Below are 17,054 nucleotides of genomic sequence, written 5' to 3' on the forward strand. Positions count from 1 at the left end.
CGCTAGCTTCCTGGCTGCGCATGTCCCGCCTGCTCATCGTCTCGAACCGCCTTCCCGTGACCGTCCACGCCGAGCAGGGAGACGTCTCCGTCGTCCCCTCGGCGGGCGGCCTCGTGACCGCGCTCCGGGGCCCCCACGAGCGTCACGGCGGCCTCTGGCTCGGCTGGCCGGGCGACCTCGAGCGCCTCACCGAGGAGCAGCGCCGCGACGTCGAGGAGCGGCTCGAGCAGCTCGGCGCGGTCCCCGTCCACCTCACCTCGGCCGAGGTGAGCCGTTACTACGACGGCTTCTCGAACGGCGTCCTGTGGCCGCTGTTCCACTACCTCGTCGAGAAGCTGCACCTCGACGCCCGGCACGACTGGGAGAGCTACCGCGCGGTGAACGAGCGCTTCGCCGACGCGATCGTCGCCCGGTACAGGCCGGGCGACAGGGTGTGGATCCACGACTACCAGCTCACGCTCGTGCCGGCGATGCTGCGGAGGCGCATCCCCGACGCGCGGATCGGCTTCTTCCTGCACATCCCTTTCCCCGCGGCCGAGGTCTTCCGGATCCTGCCCTGGCGGGAGCAGGTGCTGCGCGGCATGCTCGGCGCCGACGTCGTCGGGTTCCACACGACGTCCTATCGGTACCATTTCGTCTACTCCGCCGCGCGCGTGCTCGGGCTCGATCCCGAGCTGGAGACGCTCGCGTACGAGGGGCGGAGGGTGCGGCTCGGCGCCTATCCGGTCAGCATCGACGTCGACGAGTTCGTGCGGCTCGCGCGGGACGAGGAGGTCCGCGCCGAGGCGCGGCGCATCCGCGAGCGCGCCCAGGGACGGAAGATCGTGCTCGGCGTCGATCGGCTCGACTATACGAAGGGGATCCCGCGGCGCATGCTCGCGATCGAGCGCTTCCTGGAGCGCGAGCCCGAGCTCCGGAGCAAGGTGCGGTTCATCCAGCTCGCGGTGCCGACGCGCGAGAAGGTCGACGCCTACGCCGACTTCCGGCGCGTCGTGAACGAGCTCGTCGGCCGCATCAACGGCAGCTACGGGACGCTCGACGACGTCCCGATCCACTTCCTGCACCGGTCGATGCCCATGGCCGATGTCGTCGCGCTCTACCTAGCTGCCGACGTGATGATGGTGACGCCGCTGCGCGACGGGATGAACCTCGTCTGCAAGGAGTACGTGGCCTCGCGGATCGACGACACCGGCGTCCTCGTGCTGAGCGAGTTCGCGGGCGCGGCCGCCGAGCTGATCGAGGCGCTCCAGGTCAACCCGCACGACATCGACGCGGTGGCGTCGACGATCCAGCGGGCGCTCGTCATGTCGCCGTCCGAGCAGCGCGTCCGGATGCAGGCGCTCCGGCGCCGCGTCGTGACGCACGACGCGCACCGCTGGTCGCACTGCTTCCTGAACGATCTCGAGCGCGCGAGCGGCGCTCCGCCCGCGGTGGGGTCCGCCCGGCGGCGCGAGGGCGCGCCCCAGCTGAACACGATCGCGAGCGCGCGGAGCGCGCCGTCGCTGATCGTGATGCTCGACTACGACGGAACGCTCGTCCCGCTCGCGGCCATGCCCGAGCTCGCGCAGCCCGACGAGGAGCTCATCACCGAGCTGCGCGAGCTCGCGGCGCGCCCGCGGACGCAGGTGCACGTCGTGAGCGGCAGGCCGCGCGAGGACCTCGAGCGGTGGCTGGGCGAGCTGCCCATCAGCCTCCACGCGGAGCACGGGTTCTTCTCCCGCGCCGCGCCCGGCGAGCCCTGGGTCGCGCTCCGCGACGCCGCGCTCGACTGGAAGCCGAAGGTCCGCGAGCGCCTCCAGGGCTTCGTCGACCGCACGGCGGGCAGCTTCATCGAGGAGAAGATGGTGTCGATCGCGTGGCACTACCGGAACGCCGATCCGGAGCTCGCGAGCCAGATGGCCCGCGAGGTGCCCGCGGAGCTCGACGAGGCGCTGCGCGAGCACGATCTCGAGCTCATCCCTGGCCGGAAGGTGCTGGAGGCGCGGCTCCGCGGGGTCAACAAGGGGGTGATCGTGCCGCGGGTGCTCGCGACGATGGGTCCTGACGCGGTGGCGATCGCGCTCGGCGACGACAGGACCGACGAGGATCTGTTCGCGGCGCTCCCCCCGACCGCGCTCACCATCCACGTGGGCGGCGGGGAGAGCTCCGCGGCGTTTCAGCTGCCCGACCCGGCGTCGGCGCGTCGCCTGCTGCGCGCGCTCGTCGCCTGAGGGCTCGCGCTGCGGCTCACGCCTCGGCGCGGCGACCGCGCCGCCGAAGGGCGGCCCCGAGGAGCGCCGTCGCCCCGGCGAGGAGCGCGCCCGAGCCGGCGCCCGGGCCGCCCGCGAGCGCCCCGCCGACGCTGCACGAGCTGGCGTGGGCGTCGTGCGAGGCGTCCGCCTCGTTGGCGTCTGTGTCGTTGGCGGCGGCGTCGCTGCCGTCGGCGTCGTTGGCGTCGGCGTCGTTGGCATCGACGGCGTCGGCGTCGGCGGCGTCGGCGTCGCTCGCGTCGGCGTCACGCTTGGTCGGGGTGGCGTCGCCGTCGACGTTCCGCTCACCGTCCGCGGCGCCGCTGTCGCCGACGTCGAGGTCGAGCTCGCTGTCCGCCGCCCTCATGGCGAACGCCGCGAGGCTGGAGCCGGCCTCGTAGGCCCCGATGTCGATCGCGCCAGCGGCCGGCCGCTGCAGCGGTCCGCTGGCCGCGCGCGCGCTCCTCATCGGCGAGGACTGCGGCGCGGCGAGCGGCTTCGGGAAGGGGTGTCCTGCCGGGCTCGGCGTCGACCTGGAGCCGGCGTCGACGAGCGGGCTGTTCGATGCCGGGCGGAGGTCCAGCGAGCCGACGTTCGTGAAGCCGGGGTCGGCGCCCTGGAGCGTGCCTGTCCACGCCGCGGGGAGGGCCGAAGAGCCGCTGGGCACCCAGTTGTTCGCGCCCGAGATCAACGCCGTTCCCGTCTTCCAGCTCGCGCTCCTGTCGACATAGACCTCCACGCCGCCGCCGCCGAGCCGATAGAACACGTTGTTGCTCATCTCGACGCTCTCGATCCCGTCGAACATCCTGATCGCCGGCCGCGACCCGGGGGCGAGCAGGAACGTGTTGTTGACGAACCGGAAGCGACCCCACGTCTGCCCCGTGCCGTCGCCCCCGACGCGCACGGCGAAGTGCTGGCCGGTCTTGCGGATGACGTTGCCGACGACGTCGGAGTCCTCGCGCGCGAGCCCCTCGTCCTGGCCGTCCGGCCCGATCAGCTCGAGCTCGTGGTATTTCGCGCCCTCGATCCAGTTGTAATAGATCTCGTTGCGCTCGGCGCGGCTCTTCACGCTATTGCCGCCGTTGCCGTCGTGCACATAGCAGTTCCTCATGCGGAACACCGAGCCGAGGCGCGTCTCCTCGTCGGTCGCGATGTAAATGGGGTGCCGGGTGTCGCCCGAGCCGCAGGCATAGACCTCGACGTACTCCAGCGTGAACGTGCCCGACTCGGAGTCGGCGCCGAGGATCCCGTGCCCGGCGCAGTCGTGCACCACCGAGTCGCGGATCGTGATGTCGTGCGCGCGGTTGAACACGCAGCGGCTCGATCCGCCGGTGATCTCGAAGCCTTCGAAGGTATAGTGATTGCCAGCGAAGACCACCGTATTCGACCCCCCGGATAGGACGGGGCGGCGGCCGTTCACGCGAACGCCGCGGATCGTGATCTTCTGCGCCTCGGTGCCCGACTTCTTGAAGAACAAATCCCCCGGATAGGTCGCGTCGCCCTCGACCTGGACCACATCCCCGGCAGCGAGGCGAGGGGCGACCTCCGCGAGGCTCGCATAAGGCTTGCCCCGCCCCACCTCGTACGTCGCCGCGCTCGCCGGCGAGGCCGCGAGCAACACGGAGAGCCCGATGCCCGGCGCGACGAGAGAGAGGGTGACGAGGTGCCTTGTGTTGAGTTGCTGCATAGGCGTACTGTCGCGTGCTGTAGAGTCCGAGTGCAAGCTGCTTTTTAATGAAATGCATGATGGGTAATTCAGGCGACACCTGACGGCGGGAAGTCCTGTCGTTATTTCTGGCTGCCCAGCCGCTGTCACCATTGCTGAGAATCCGCGGCGTCTGCCATTTCTCGATAAATTTTGGTAAATAAGAGCAAGTCGGTGCAAACGGCGCGAAGAGCGTGAAGAGCAGGTGAGGAGCGAGAGGAGCGGGAGGAGCGCCACGGGCAGGAGGAGCGCGATGCGCGGGGCGGGCGGTTCCCCTCGGCACGCGCGTCGTTCCGTGCCATGGATCTGACCATGTTCCCGGTTGTCCTCGCCTCCACGTCGCCCTTCCGGAGGGCGCTCCTCGATCGCCTCGGGCTCGCGTACGAGGCCGTCGCGCCTGCGTTCGACGAGATCGCGCCCGAGGGGGTGTCGCCCCTCGCGTGCGCCCGGCTCTTCGCGGAGGGGAAGGCGCAGAGCCTCGCGCGCGCGCGGCAGGGCGCCCTGATCATCGGCGCCGATCAGGCGCTCGAGCTCGATGGCGAGCTGCTCCGCAAGCCCGCGTCGCTCGACGAGGCGGCGGAGCAGCTCGGGCGGCTCGCCGGGCGGGTCCACGCGCTCCATACCGCCGTCGCGGTGCACGCGCCGCCGGGGGTGACGCTCGCGCCGCTCGTGGCCGGCGGGCCGCGGACGCTGGCCGAGATCGTCACGGTGGAGCTCCGCGTCCGCCCGCTCGACCGCGCGCAGATCCGCCGCTACGTCGAGCTGGATCGGCCGATCGGCAGCGCGGGCGGGTACCTCTTCGAGAAGCACGGACCGTGGCTGTTCGACGACGTGCGCCACGCCGACGAGGCGGCCATCGTGGGTCTGCCCCTCGTCCCGCTCTGCCGCCTCCTTCGCCGCTTCGGGGTCGATCTCCTGGGCGCGCCCGCGTGAGCGCACGAGCGCGCGTGAGGACGCGAGCGCCTGCAGGCTTCACGCGGGCCAAGAAAGAGAGTGCATCGCAGGAGATACGGTAGGTTCCCGCCAAACCGCGCCATTGCGCGCCGACGCGATCGGAGCGCCGAGAAGAAGTCTGCGGGAACCAGGAATCTGCCGGCCGCCCCAGGCGCTACGCTGGCCGACGGCGCAGGCGGGGGGCCGTGGCGCTGTGTGCGCGCAGGGGCTTCCAGGGAGGGGCGCCCGTGGCGCGCGCGTTGCTAATCGTGGTTCCAGGGTCGAGCCTGCCGCTCTGCCCGCACGACTGAGCATCTTCTGCCGGGCGACGCCGACAGGGCGGGCCAGGCGCTCGACGAGGTGAGGCGATGATGGAACGCCCGCCCTTCAACGCGGCCGAGACGCTCACGGCGGCCGATCTGACCCTGTCGTGGTCCGCCCTGCAGAACGAGGAGCGGGTGCAGGCCTATCGCCGCCTGCGGAGCGAGGAGGCGGAGGATTTCTTCGAGGGCCTCCCCACCGCCGACCAGGCCGCGCTCCTCGCGGGCCTCACGAAGGGCGAGCGCAGGCTGTGGATCCGCCTGCTCGCGCCCGATGACGTGGCGGACATCCTCCTCGAGGTGTCGCCGGACGAGCAGGCGGAGCTCCTCTCCCTGCTCGAGGAGCCGACGGGGCGCGAGGTGAGCGCGCTCCTCGCGTATGCCGAGGACGAGGCCGGCGGGCTCATGAGCCCGTGGTTCGCGCGCGTGCGGCCGGAGGCGACGGTCGACCAGGCGATCAGCTACCTCAAGCGGCAGGCCAGGGATCACCTCGAGACCATCTACTACGGCTATGTGCTCGACGCCGCGCAGCGGCTGCGCGGCGTCGTGTCGCTGAGACAGCTCATGATCGCCCCCGGCGACCGGCGCGTCAGCGACGTCATGAAGACCGACGTCGTGTCGGTCAACGAGGACGCCGACCAGGAGGCGGTGGCGCGGCTCTTCGCCGAGCACGATCTCGTGGCGATACCCGTCGTCGACAGCGAGGGTCGGATGAAGGGGATCGTCACCGCCGACGACATCGTGGATGTCGTGGAGGAGGAGGCGACCGAGGACATCCAGAAGCTCGGCGGTATGCAGGCGCTCGACGCGCCCTACCTCCGGACCCCGATCTCCAGGATGCTCGGCAAGCGCGCGGGCTGGCTGTCCGCGCTGTTCGTGGGCGAGCTCCTGACCGCCACCGCGATGGGCCACTACGAGAGCGAGATCGCCCGCGCCGTCGTGCTGGCCCTCTTCGTTCCGCTCATCATCTCGAGCGGGGGCAACTCCGGCTCTCAGGCGACGACGCTTGTCATCCGGGCGATGGCGCTCGGCGAGATCCGGCTCACCGACTTCTGGCGTGTCAGCCGCCGGGAGCTCGCGTCGGGCCTCGCGCTCGGCGGGATCCTCGGCGCGATCGGCTTCGCGCGCGTCATCGCCTGGGAGAAGCTGTTCGGGGCCTATGGCCCGCACTACACGCTCCTCGCGCTGGCCGTCGCGATCAGCCTGGTCGGCGTCGTGACGTGGGGCACGCTGGCGGGGGCGCTCCTGCCGTTCGTGCTCCGGGCGCTCCGCTTCGACCCGGCGAGCGCCTCGGCCCCGTTCGTCGCGACCCTCGTCGACGTCTCCGGCCTCGTGATCTACTTCAGCGTGGCAGAGCTCCTGCTCCGCGGGGTGCTCCTGTGAAGCGGCCGAGCGCTCCGCGCGGCGCGCCGCAAGGACGCGCCGCGAGGACGCGCCGTCGGGGGCCCGGGGAGGGCCGCGCTAGGGATTGACGCGCGACGCGAGGTAGCGGGCCGCGTACGCGCCGATGACGCGCGCGTCCTCGCGCCAGCGGCCGCCGCTCTTCAGCATGTCCGCCTCCGCGGGGCTCAGGTTCGTGTTCGGGATGGGCGACGCCGTGCGGCTCGAGAACTGGACCTCATCGAGCACCCGGCCGTCCGGCGTCGTGATCCGGAGCGTCATCCGGATCTGGCTCGGGGCCGAGGAGACGACGGCGTAGAAGCCTGGATTCATGTAGCCGACATAGGGCTTGAGCACGAACGACGCCGACGTGGGGCTGTCGGTCGGCGTGATCTCGATGCCCTCCTCCTGGGCGCGGGCGACGAGGGCCTTCGTGAACTCCTCGTTGATGGACTCCTTGTCCGCCACGAAGCGCTGGTGCTCGTCCGCGTCCTTGCTGGCGAGGTACTGGTCCTCGCGCTGGTCGAGGATGAAGAGGCCCACGTAGTCGATGGGCATCAGGGCGAAATGCCGCTGGCCGACGAACGTGTCGGGGCTCGCCTGGGTCACGACGCGCCAGTGCGGTCCGCACCCGGAGAGGGCTGCGAAGCCGAGCAGCGCGGCCGCGATGAAGATGCGACGGTGCATGAGGGTCTCCTTCAGATGGCCCGCCTTGTAGGCCAGGTCCGAGCGAGCTGGCAAGGGCGGTCCAGCCCGGCGCGCCGCGCGCCACGCCGGCGCGGCGCGCGGCCGGTCCCGAGCGCCGCGCCGGCGCGGCAGCTGCCCGAGCGCCCCCTCCGACCCGGACGGGGCAGGGAGCCCGCGCGCGAAAGGGCGCGGGCTCGCGCGCCGCTGTGCAATGGGCGGACATGACCCGAGCTGGCCTGTCGAATGCATGTTGGATTCGGCAGCTGAAATGGCTACCTCGTTCGAGGATGCCTTTCTATCGACGTTGGAGGTGAACCCATGATTCCGCATTTCGTCGCCGGTCTCTTCGGCATTTTGCCCATCTTGGTATTCCCGTCGCTCGAGGTCGACCCGCCGGAGGACGCCGGTGGCAGCGGCGCGCAGGTGGGCGAAGGCTCCGAGCTGGAGATCCCCGGCGTGCCCGGGGAGGGCGCCTCGCGGTTCGCCTATTCGATCTCCTGCATCGAGGGCAGCACGGGAAAGAAGACGTTTCTCACGCAGGGCGATTTCTGCAGCGCCCTGCGCGACGAGCAGGTCTGCTCCGAGAGCGCGGCCCTCTTCGCGCTCTTCCACGGCTGTCCCTGAGCGCCCGCGCGGCGGCGGCACAAACGCTTGACATTCGAGGGGGGCCTTGCTCTTCCTAGCGAGCGCGGACCGCCCCGCGCGGCCCTCCCCCCGCGAGGTCGCGCGCCTCGGAGGCTCAGATCGTGACGAACCTCTATCTCATCCGGCACGGTGAAGCGCAGGTCAACGTGAACCGTATCGTGGGCGGGATGCGCGGGGACACCGGGCTGACGCAGCTCGGTGTCCTCCAGGCGGAGCGCCTGCGCGATCGCCTGGCCGCGACGCGCGAGATCCCCGCCGACGTCCTGATCGCCAGCACGTATCGCAGGGCGCAGCAGACGGCCGAGATCGTCGCTCCCGCCCTGGGGCTGCCCGTCACGCTCGATGACGAGGTCCAGGAGCTCCGCCCCGGCGAGGCAGACGGGATGCCGGTCGGCGAGGCGATGGTGCGCTACGCGATCGATTTCGAGCGCGAGCCGTACCGGCCGGCGAGCCCCGGCGGAGAGAGCTGGGCTCAGTTCATGCTGCGGGTCTCCGTCGCCCTCGATCGCATCACCCGTGAGCACGAGGGACGGACGATTGTCGTCGTCACGCACGGAGGCCTCATCGACGTCGCGTTTCTCCACTTCTTCAGGATGAACGCGCTCGCCTTCCCGAACGCGCACTTCGCCACCCGCCACACCTCGCTCACCCACTGGCAGCGAAGGCGGCGCTGGGGTCGGGCCGAGGCCTGGCATCTCATCTATTACAACGACAGCGCGCACCTGCGCGACGTCGAGCGGACCGTGCGCATCCCCTGGGCGGAGCTCTCCACGCTGGCGCCCAGGATCGCGGAGGATCCGTCTGGGCCGCCGTCTTCGGAGAGCGGCGAGGGGCGCTAGCGCTCGTCGCCCGCACGGGCGGGCCTCTCCCGCCCCCCGGTCCCCCCTCGGCCCTCGCGCTTGCGCCGCCGCCTCGGGGCGAGCTACATGACCCGCATGATGGGTCCAGTTCACGCAACCTTCCTCGTCGCCGCTCCCGACCAGCCCGGGCTCGTCGCGCGACTCGCAGGGTTCTTCTACGACATCGGCCTGAACATCATCGACGCGAGCAATCACACGGATGCGTTCATGGACGAGGGCCCGCGCTTCTTCATGCGTCTCGTCGTCGATCTGTCCGGCCTCGCCTCGCCGGCCGCCGTCACCGCCCTGGGCGGCTCGGCCACGCGCGGCGCGATCGAGGCCGCCTTTCGCGAGCTCGCCGTGTCGCTCTCGGCGCGCTGGTCGGTGGAGTACAGCGATCACGTCCCGAAGATGGCGATCCTCGTCACCAAGGATCCCGCGTGCCTCTACGATCTGGTGCTTCGGCAGCGCGCGGGCGAGCTCCGCTGCGAGATCCCGCTCGTCATCTCCAACCACCCGACGCTCGAGGCGGTGGCCGAGAGCTTTCGAATCCCATTCTTCTGTCTCCCGATCACCGCGGAGACAAAGCGCGAGCAGGAGCGTCAGGTGCTTCACCTGCTGAAGAGGCACCATGTCGATCTCGTCGTGCTGGCGCGGTACATGCAAATCCTCTCGGAGCAGATGCTCGATGAAGGGCCGCCCGTCATCAACATCCATCACGGGTTCCTGCCCGCGTTCCAGGGCGCGAAGCCTTATCATCAGGCGCACGCGCGCGGCGTGAAGCTCATCGGCGCGACGGCGCACTATGCCACCCGGGACCTGGATCAGGGGCCGATCATCGAGCAGGACGTGGCGCGCGTGAATCACCAGATGGGCCCTGACGAGATGACCCGGATGGGGCGTGACGTGGAGCGGCTCGTCCTCTCCCGCGCCGTCCGGGCGCACCTGGAGCGGCGGGTCATCGTCGAGGGCCGCCGGACCGTCGTTTTTTAGGTCTCCGAACAATGCCCCGGCTGGGCCGAACCATCGGGGCAATCCGGTCATCGAGGGCGGGTGAGGCGCGCGCTCCTCGGGGCCCGAAGAGCGCGCGCGGGGGGTCACGGGCGGCCGTGTTGGCCGGGCGAGGTGGCCTGACCGGTGACGCCCGGTGCGAAGGCGGGCGACTGCCCGATGCCAGCCGACTGGCCATAAGCACCCGATTGAGAGATGGCCGACTGGCCATGGCCGGCGTGCTGACCAGCATAACCCTGGATCCCATGGCTCGATTGCTGGCCGGTAGGACCGCCGAAACCGATCTTGGACGGCATCCCACCCTTGCCGGGGAACGCCCCTGCCTGGCTGGGCACGAGCGAGCCCTTGCCGGGGAACGTCCCTGCCTGGCTGGGCACGAGCGAGCCCTTGCCGGGGAACATCTGACCCTTGCTCGGTCCAAGCGCGCCCTTGCCGGGGAACGCCCCTGCCTGGCTGGGCACGAGCGCGCCCTTGCTGGGGCCGAGTCCAGCCTTGCTGGGGCCGATCTGGGCCTGTCCGTGCGCGAGCTGGGCCCCGCCCATCCCCAGGTATCCGCCTGTCTCCTCCCCCAACGCTTGCTCGACGGCCCCGATCCCCTCATCGAGATCGGTTTGATCGAGGTCCGCATCGTCCGTATTCGCCATGCAACCGGCGGCCAGAGCAGCGAAAAGAAACGCAGGCACAAGCATCTTGCTATGCATCGACATGATCGCTTCCCCCCGATGTCCGTGAGGGCTTACGAGGCCCAGACATCTCGGCTCACCCCAGAGCAGAGTGTGTGCCTGGCGGAGCTGTGCAGACGTTTCCGCTCGCGGCGTGCTTGACGTCCGCCAGGCGGGGAATGCAAGCGCGCTCGCGCGATCCCCGCCTCGCGGCGGAGCCCCCGCGATCCGAGCTGAGCGGATCTCCGAGGAGCGTTCGTTCCCCCTTTCTTCGACGAGAGGAAGCGCGGGATGCAGCCAGGGCGCACCAACGACCCTGCGCGCCCGGCGGAACCCTGATCGCAAGGCGCGCTGCGCTGGTGGTCCCGCGCTGCTCAGGACGCTCTGTGGCGTGTCGCGCGTACAGCGCCGGAGCGGATCGTTCGATCGCGACGCGTCCGCCCCGGTCGCAGCCCGTCAGCGAGGCGCTGCGCGCCCGGGGCGCACGACCGGGCGGCCGTGGAAGGCGCGGCCCGCGCGCCAGCGGGACGGGCGGCTCACTCGGGCTTCTTCCCGAACAGCCACTTCTTCGCCTCGTCGTCCATCGGCTGGGTCGGGTTCCGCAGCTCTTCTCCGACCGCGAGCCCTCGCACGACGGCCGGCCTCGCGCGCACCGCCTCGAGCCACCGCTTGAAGTTCGGATACTCGTCGGCCGACACCCCGAACCGCTCGTGCGCCATCGCCCAGGGATAGCTCGCCATGTCGGCGATCGAGTACTCGCCAGCCAGGAAAGGCCGGTCCGCGAGCCGCTTGTCCATCACGCCGTAGAGCCGGCGCACCTCCTTCGTGTAGCGCTCGATCGCATAGGGGATCTTCTCCGGCGCATAGAGATTGAAATGGCCCGCCTGGCCGCTCATGGGGCCAAGACCGCCCATCTGCCACATGAGCCACTGGGTCACCTCGTAACGGCCGCGGAGGTCCGAAGGCAGGAACTGGCCCGTCTTCTCCGCGAGATAGAGCAGGATCGCGCCCGACTCGAACACGGAGATCGGCGCCCCGCCGCCCGCCGGGTCGTGATCGACGATGGCGGGCATCCGGTTGTTGGGGCTGATCGCGAGGAACTCCGGCTTGAACTGCTCGCCCCGCCCGATGTTGATCGGGATGAGTTTGTACGGGAGGCCCGTCTCCTCGAGCATCATGCTGATCTTCCAGCCGTTCGGGGTGGGCCAGTAATAGAGATCGATCATCTTGCGCTCCGTCTCCGTGGGTCGTCGCCGATCGCGACGGCGTGCTGTCTCAGGCTAGCGGTCGTGTCTACCGGGCGCGGCGGCGCTTGGCGCTGGCGTTGCCCGGCTCGTCGGGCATCGGTGGCACGTCGCACCGTGGGGAGCAACCGACGATTCTGTGCATCGCCTCAGCGCGGCGATCCCCCGGCGCCGGGCGCGAGCCTCGCCCCGTCGACGAGCGCGCGCAGCGCCGCGATGTGCCCGGGCCCCGTCCCGCAGCACCCGCCCACGATCGTGGCGCCCGCGTCGAGCCAGCGGCGGGCGAGCTCCGCATAACGAGCGGCTCCCGAGCCGCGCTGGTCGACGCCCGCGCCCCAGCCGAGCCCCTCGGTCTCCGCGCCCGCGTTCGCGTAGGCCCCGAACGGGACGCCGCACCCCGCGAGCCGCTCGACGTGAGCGAGCGTGCGCGCCGCAGGGGTGCAGTTGACGAGCACAGCCCCTGCGCCGCGGGAGGCGGCCTCCCGCGCGGCGAGGCCGATGTCCTCGGGCGAGAGCAGATCAGACCCCGGACCCGCCGTGAACGACACCCACGCTTCGATGCCCGTGGCGACCGCCTCCTCGAGCGCCACGAGCGCCTCGCCGACGTGCGGGAACGTCTCGCAGAGGAGGACGTCGACGCCCGCCCTCGCGAGCGCCTGCGCCATCGCGCGGTGCTCCTGTCGGGCCTCGGCGGGGCTGAGATCCGGCCGGTAGCAATCCTCGAGCGGCGCGACGCTGCCGGCGATCCGGTGCCCCGAGCCCACGTCGCGGACGGCCTCGCGCGCGAGCGAGACCGCCCGCGCCGTCAGCTCGGCCCACGCGGCGCCCGCCTGCCTCCGCTTGGTGCGGAACGTGTTCGCCGTGTGCACCGTCGCGCCCGCGCGCGCGTAATCCCGGTGGATCGCGCGGACGACGTCGCAGCCGCGCGCATCGAGCAGGGCCGCAGCGCTCCAGAGCGGCGCCGGCGTCTCGATACCGCGCGCGGCGAGCTCGGTCCCGAGCGGGCCGTCGAGGACCACGATGGCAGTCTCAGCGGTCTCAGCAGCTGACCTGAACGACGTTCTGGGCGCGTCCTCCATGTAGGCTCCGGTATGTGCGCGACCGGCTTCAACGGCAACCCCTGACTCCGGTCATGTCCCGTCCGTCGCTCGGGGTATGCGAGCCCCCGCGCTGTGCACCGTCCCGACCACTGTGCCGCAGAAAGAGCGATGGAATTATCTTTCGACCCGGGAAATGACTTGCCAGGTATGGGGGGCCTGCGGCACCGTTGAAATGAATTCATCTTCCCCTCATTCCACTCGACTCGCCCGGGTCGTAGGGTCCGACAAGCAAAGCGAACGTTCGCAGGACCGACATGAGGGAGCTCCCTCTGGCCCGCGCGAGGCCAGGCGAGCGCAGTCAGTGAGCCTAACGAAAGGAACGCCATCATGATTCGACAGACCATCCGTTCTTCCAAATCGCTCGCTCTCAGTGTTGCGCTCGGCGTCATCGCAGCTGCCGGCTTTGCCGGATGCGCCGCGTCGGAGGAGGCTCCCGTCGATGACGCGGTGGAACATGAGCGGATCACCCAGGCGGAGGTCTCGAAGGCCCTCGAGACGAGCGAGTTCCTGAGCCTCGACATGAGCCAAGACACGGTCTACGCCCTCGACTACTCGGGGGGGCCCATCGACTACGCGCGCATCAAGCTCTCCACCGGCAACGGCAAGGAGATCTTGCTCTCGGAGCAGATGGCCGCCATCGAAGCGGCGGACTACGGCGACTACCCGGCGCCCGCCCTGACCGACGCGTCGGACGATCGGTTCAGCATCTCCTCGGACGAGGCCGCCTTCGGGAAGCTGTCGCAGAGCGAGCTCGACCAGCTGAGGGTCGACGGGTTCTTCTACTCCGAGAAGCCCGTGTCGGCCCCCGGGGCGAAGCCGCAGAGCACCGACCCCGACTGCGTCCACGCCTACTGCGAGATATGCACCGACAACACGACCGGCGGGCACCCCGAGACCTGGTTGCCGGGGACCTTCACCTGCTACCTCATCGAGCACGTCTGGTGCTGAGCCTCGGCTGACGGACACCTCCCCCCTCGCTCGCAGGGCATCGTTGATGCGTTCGCTCTCGGTTTGGTGCGTTGCGCTGCTCGCCCTCGGGGGCACGGCGTGCGGAGAAGACGGACCGGTGCTCCCGAGCGGCGTTCCGCGGCCGCAGGCCGGGATCTACTTCGACTTCGGCGAGGCGCCGGAGGAGGGCCGCTTCCGCGCGCTCATGGGGTTCCCGACCCGGGATGTCCCCGGGCTCGAGCGCGCGATCGACGACATGTACGATCCCGGGAAGCCGGACACGTTCCGGAAGTACATGTCGGTCGAGACCTGGATGGAGCGCCACGCCCCGTCCGAGAGCGACGTCGCGGCCGTCGAAGACTGGCTCACCCAGCAGGGGATGGAGATCCGGCGACGGTCCGCGAACCGGCTCATGATCGAGTTCGCGGGCACGGTCGCGAAGTTCAACGCCGCGTTCGACACCGAGCTCCGCGACTTCGAGCGCGAGAACCCCTCGGCCGGCGGCAAGCCGCTCCGCACGTACGGCGCGCTCGATCCGCTCAGGCCGCCGCAGCGGATCATCGACCTCGCCTCGGGCGTCGTCTCGCTGGAGATCCCCGCGGACACCGATCCGCTGCAGGCCGAGGGGGGCTCGATCGAGACGGACCCCCCGCCGGAAGGGGAGCAGGGGTTCACGCCGGCGCAGATCGCGCGCGCCTATGGGGTCGAAGCGCTCCACGCCGGCGGCCACAGCGGGCAGGGCGTGAAGCTCGGCGTCGTGGTCGGGGCGACGTACAAGACCCGGGATCTCCAGTCGTTCTGGCGATCGTTCGGCGTCTCGCGCGACAACCCCGAGGAGGTGGTCACCGCGGATCCGATCTCCACGCGTTATGTCGAGAGCACGCTTGACATGCAGTGGTCGGGCGTGATGGCGCCCGAGGCGGAGCTCATCGCGTACGAGGGGCCGGACGCGCGCACGCACTCCATCCTCTTTGCGTGGAACGAGGCGATCGCTGCCGGCGAGGTGTCGGTGCTCTCGACGTCGTTCGCGCACCGCGAGGAGACGGAGGGGCAGCTGATCCGGGAGCAGTACAACGAGGCGGCGCGCATGGGCGCGGCGCTCGGGATGACGATCGTCGTCGCGGCAGGCGACTCCAGCAGGCCCGACGTGCCGTCGTCGAGCCCGTACGTGACGTGCGTCGGCGGGACGGTGCTCGAGCTCGGCGGCGGTGGCGAGGTCGCGCGCGAGGTGGCGTGGAGCGGCTCGGGCTCGGGCCGATCGCGCGCCTTCGATACGCCGTGGTGGCAGGAGAGCGTCGTGACGGACGCGCAGGGCACGCGCGCGGTCTCCGATGTCGCGCTGAGCGCGTCGTCGGACTCCCCCTACTGGCTCTACTTCCTGGGCGAGTGGGATCAGCGTGGCGGCACCTCGTTTGCTGCCCCGGTGTTCGCCGGGCTGATGGCGTCGGTGAACAGCCACCGGATCGCGCAGGGCAAGCCCGTCGTGGGCTGGCTGAACCCGGCGCTCTACACCGACGCGGGCGTGCAGGCGGCCTTCCGCGACATCACGGAGGGAAAGACCGCCGAGGGGTTCAGCGCAGGGCCCGGCTGGGACTATCCGACCGGCTGGGGCGCTCCGCTCGCCGACAAGCTCGCGGAGGCGCTCCCGTAAAAGAGCGTCATCCTCTGGGTCGGATGGCGCTCCCCGTCGCGTTCCTCGCGCTCTCGCTCGCGTCGCTCCCGCTCGTCGCGGCGGCGGTCGGCTGCGACCGTCCGGGCCGCGCCGCCGGTCCGGCGCCCGCGCCGCCCAGCGTCGCGCCCGCCCCGGCGCGGGAGGGCGCACCGCGGGCCTCGGACGGCGGCGCCACGCCGGCGGCCGCTGCTGGGGACGCCGCGACTGCTGCTGGCGACGCAGCGGGCGCTGCTGGCGACGCAGCGGGCGCTGCCGCGGGGATCGCGCCCCTTCGCGCGGAGGCGCCGTTCGTGGAGCTCCCTGTCGAGGGGTTCCCGAGCGCGGTGGTGTCGGTGCCGATCGGCGCCACGGCGCGGCGTCCCGTGCTCATCGCGTCGCACGGCAACTACGATCGGCCCGAGTGGCAGTGCGAGGTGTGGCGCGACATCGTGGCGGACGGCGCCTTCGTCCTGTGCCCACGGGGCGTCGCGCGGTCCGATTCGCCGTCGGCGAGCGACGTCCGCTTCACGTACGAGAGCAACGCCCGCCTGGAGCGGGAGATCGACGCGGGGCTCGCGGCGCTGCGGGCGCGCTTTCCCGAGCACGTGGACCCCGGCGCGGTGCTCTACACGGGCTTCTCGCTGGGCGCGATCATGGGCTCAGCGATCGCCGCGCGCCGGGCGGCGCTCTTCCCGCGCCTCGTGCTGGTCGAGGGCGGACACGACAAGTGGACCCCCCAAACGGCCAAGGCGTTCGCGGACGGCGGCGGGCAGCGGGTCCTCTTCGTCTGCGCGCAAGCCGGGTGCAGCGCGGCCGCTTCCGCGGCCGCCGCGCGCCTCGAGAAGGCGGGGGTGCCCGCTCGCGTGGCGCGCAGCAAGGAGGCCGGCCACCGGTACGACGGCCCGGTCGCCGAGGAGACGAGGCGGGCGCTCGGCTGGTTGATCGAGGACGACGCGCGGTGGAGCTCGCGCTGAGCGAGGGACGGCGAGCGGAGGCGCTGTCGTGGCGGGCAGGCGCGCCTCGTCGAGACGCGAAGTCGGCGCTGGAGCGCGGCACCTGGTTCCTGGACGACGGCGCTCGGTTCCTGGACGACGGTGCTCGGTTCCTGGACGACGGTGCTCGGTTCCTGGACGACGGTGCTCGGTTCCTGGACGACGGTGCTCGGTTCCTGGACGACGGTGCTCGGTTCCTGGACGACGGTGCTCGGTTCCTGGACGACGGTGCTTGGTTCCTGGACGACGGTGCTTGGTTCCTGGACGACGGTGCTTGGTTCCTGGACTGAACGACCGGGAGCCCTGGTAACACTTTAGACCGAGAGCCTGGGTGACACTTTCTGGGTTCCCGGGATCGCGGTCCGCGAGGCTCGGAGCCGCGGTCCGGGTGGCTGCCGTCACTTACCGGGTGGTGAGGAGACGCAGACCAATACGATGGTTACGCGGACGGGGCTCTTCGTCGTCACGCAGCAGCAGCCTATTAACGCAATCCGAGTCTGGTCACGGCCCGCACCAGGTCGATGTACTCGGCGACCCCCGGCAGCGCGAGGTCCTGCCGGGAGATCCTTGCGCAGCTGCTCGATCACGCTTCGAAGCTCGGTAGGTTCGGCCATGGCTCTTCCGCGGGTCACGTGAATTGGGTCGGATTCAACAGCCGGTATCAGCCCGCCCGGATCTCCCCGCGTAGCGCGCCGAGCGCGCACCAAGA

At 70.7% G+C, this 17,054-nt stretch carries 15 protein-coding genes; 10 read left to right on the forward strand and 5 right to left on the reverse strand.

Annotation, left to right across the window (positions count from 1 at the left end):
• Positions 1-20 precede the first annotated feature (20 nt).
• On the forward strand, positions 21-2,210 hold the full coding sequence (locus WME90_RS02840; RefSeq protein ID WP_437279507.1) for a bifunctional alpha,alpha-trehalose-phosphate synthase (UDP-forming)/trehalose-phosphatase: 2,190 nt from the start codon (positions 21-23) through the stop codon (positions 2,208-2,210).
• Between the two features lie 16 nt (positions 2,211-2,226).
• Here WME90_RS02840 and WME90_RS02845 read toward each other — a convergent pair whose 3' ends face one another.
• Positions 2,227-3,915, reverse strand: a complete 1,689-nt coding sequence (locus WME90_RS02845; RefSeq protein WP_437279508.1) for a right-handed parallel beta-helix repeat-containing protein — start codon at positions 3,913-3,915, stop codon at positions 2,227-2,229.
• A gap of 330 nt (positions 3,916-4,245) precedes the next feature.
• On the opposite strand from WME90_RS02845, the gene WME90_RS02850 reads away from it, so the two are divergent.
• On the forward strand, positions 4,246-4,866 hold the full coding sequence (locus tag WME90_RS02850; RefSeq protein ID WP_437279509.1) for a Maf family protein: 621 nt from the start codon (positions 4,246-4,248) through the stop codon (positions 4,864-4,866).
• 368 nt (positions 4,867-5,234) lie between these two features.
• Entirely contained in the window at positions 5,235-6,569 is a 1,335-nt protein-coding gene (gene mgtE / locus WME90_RS02855) for a magnesium transporter (RefSeq protein ID WP_437279510.1), read from the forward strand.
• A 78-nt stretch (positions 6,570-6,647) separates the two neighbouring features.
• Here mgtE and WME90_RS02860 read toward each other — a convergent pair whose 3' ends face one another.
• Positions 6,648-7,253, reverse strand: a complete 606-nt coding sequence (locus tag WME90_RS02860; protein WP_437279511.1) for a hypothetical protein — start codon at positions 7,251-7,253, stop codon at positions 6,648-6,650.
• A 318-nt stretch (positions 7,254-7,571) separates the two neighbouring features.
• Here WME90_RS02860 and WME90_RS02865 point away from each other — a divergent pair, with 318 nt between their 5' ends.
• The 3 genes from WME90_RS02865 (at position 7,572) to purU (ending at position 9,730) form a co-directional block, all read left to right on the forward strand.
• Positions 7,572-7,877, forward strand: coding sequence for a hypothetical protein (locus tag WME90_RS02865; protein WP_437279512.1), 306 nt, complete (start codon positions 7,572-7,574; stop codon positions 7,875-7,877).
• Positions 7,878-7,999: 122 nt separating this feature from the next.
• Positions 8,000-8,737, forward strand: coding sequence for a histidine phosphatase family protein (locus WME90_RS02870; protein ID WP_437279513.1), 738 nt, complete (start codon positions 8,000-8,002; stop codon positions 8,735-8,737).
• A gap of 99 nt (positions 8,738-8,836) precedes the next feature.
• On the forward strand, positions 8,837-9,730 hold the full coding sequence (gene purU, locus WME90_RS02875) for a formyltetrahydrofolate deformylase (protein ID WP_437283552.1): 894 nt from the start codon (positions 8,837-8,839) through the stop codon (positions 9,728-9,730).
• A gap of 104 nt (positions 9,731-9,834) precedes the next feature.
• On the opposite strand, the gene WME90_RS02880 is transcribed toward purU, so the two are convergent.
• The 3 genes from WME90_RS02880 to WME90_RS02890 all read right to left on the reverse strand — a co-directional run bounded on the left by WME90_RS02880 (position 9,835) and on the right by WME90_RS02890 (position 12,673).
• Complete coding sequence (locus WME90_RS02880) at positions 9,835-10,449, reverse strand: hypothetical protein (protein ID WP_437279514.1); 615 nt, start codon at positions 10,447-10,449, stop codon at positions 9,835-9,837.
• 497 nt (positions 10,450-10,946) lie between these two features.
• Positions 10,947-11,636, reverse strand: coding sequence for a glutathione S-transferase N-terminal domain-containing protein (locus tag WME90_RS02885; RefSeq protein ID WP_437279515.1), 690 nt, complete (start codon positions 11,634-11,636; stop codon positions 10,947-10,949).
• A 167-nt stretch (positions 11,637-11,803) separates the two neighbouring features.
• Positions 11,804-12,673: a homocysteine S-methyltransferase family protein gene (locus WME90_RS02890; protein ID WP_437279516.1), complete on the reverse strand. Its 870-nt coding sequence runs from the start codon at positions 12,671-12,673 to the stop codon at positions 11,804-11,806.
• A 528-nt stretch (positions 12,674-13,201) separates the two neighbouring features.
• Here WME90_RS02890 and WME90_RS02895 point away from each other — a divergent pair.
• The 4 genes from WME90_RS02895 to WME90_RS02910 are packed head-to-tail and all read left to right on the forward strand — an operon-like array spanning position 13,202 to position 16,635.
• Positions 13,202-13,702 (forward strand): hypothetical protein, encoded by a 501-nt coding sequence (locus tag WME90_RS02895; RefSeq protein WP_437279517.1) that lies wholly within the window; start codon positions 13,202-13,204, stop codon positions 13,700-13,702.
• A gap of 46 nt (positions 13,703-13,748) precedes the next feature.
• Positions 13,749-15,353, forward strand: a complete 1,605-nt coding sequence (locus tag WME90_RS02900; RefSeq protein WP_437279518.1) for a S53 family peptidase — start codon at positions 13,749-13,751, stop codon at positions 15,351-15,353.
• Between the two features lie 23 nt (positions 15,354-15,376).
• Entirely contained in the window at positions 15,377-16,327 is a 951-nt protein-coding gene (locus WME90_RS02905; protein WP_437279519.1) for a hypothetical protein, read from the forward strand.
• Positions 16,312-16,635 (forward strand): hypothetical protein, encoded by a 324-nt coding sequence (locus WME90_RS02910; protein ID WP_437279520.1) that lies wholly within the window; start codon positions 16,312-16,314, stop codon positions 16,633-16,635. The genes WME90_RS02905 and WME90_RS02910 overlap by 16 nt, the downstream gene beginning before the upstream one ends.
• Positions 16,636-17,054 lie beyond the last annotated feature (419 nt).

The organism is Sorangium sp. So ce375, assembly GCF_051473855.1.
Classification (GTDB): Bacteria; Myxococcota_A; Polyangia; order Polyangiales; family Polyangiaceae; genus Sorangium.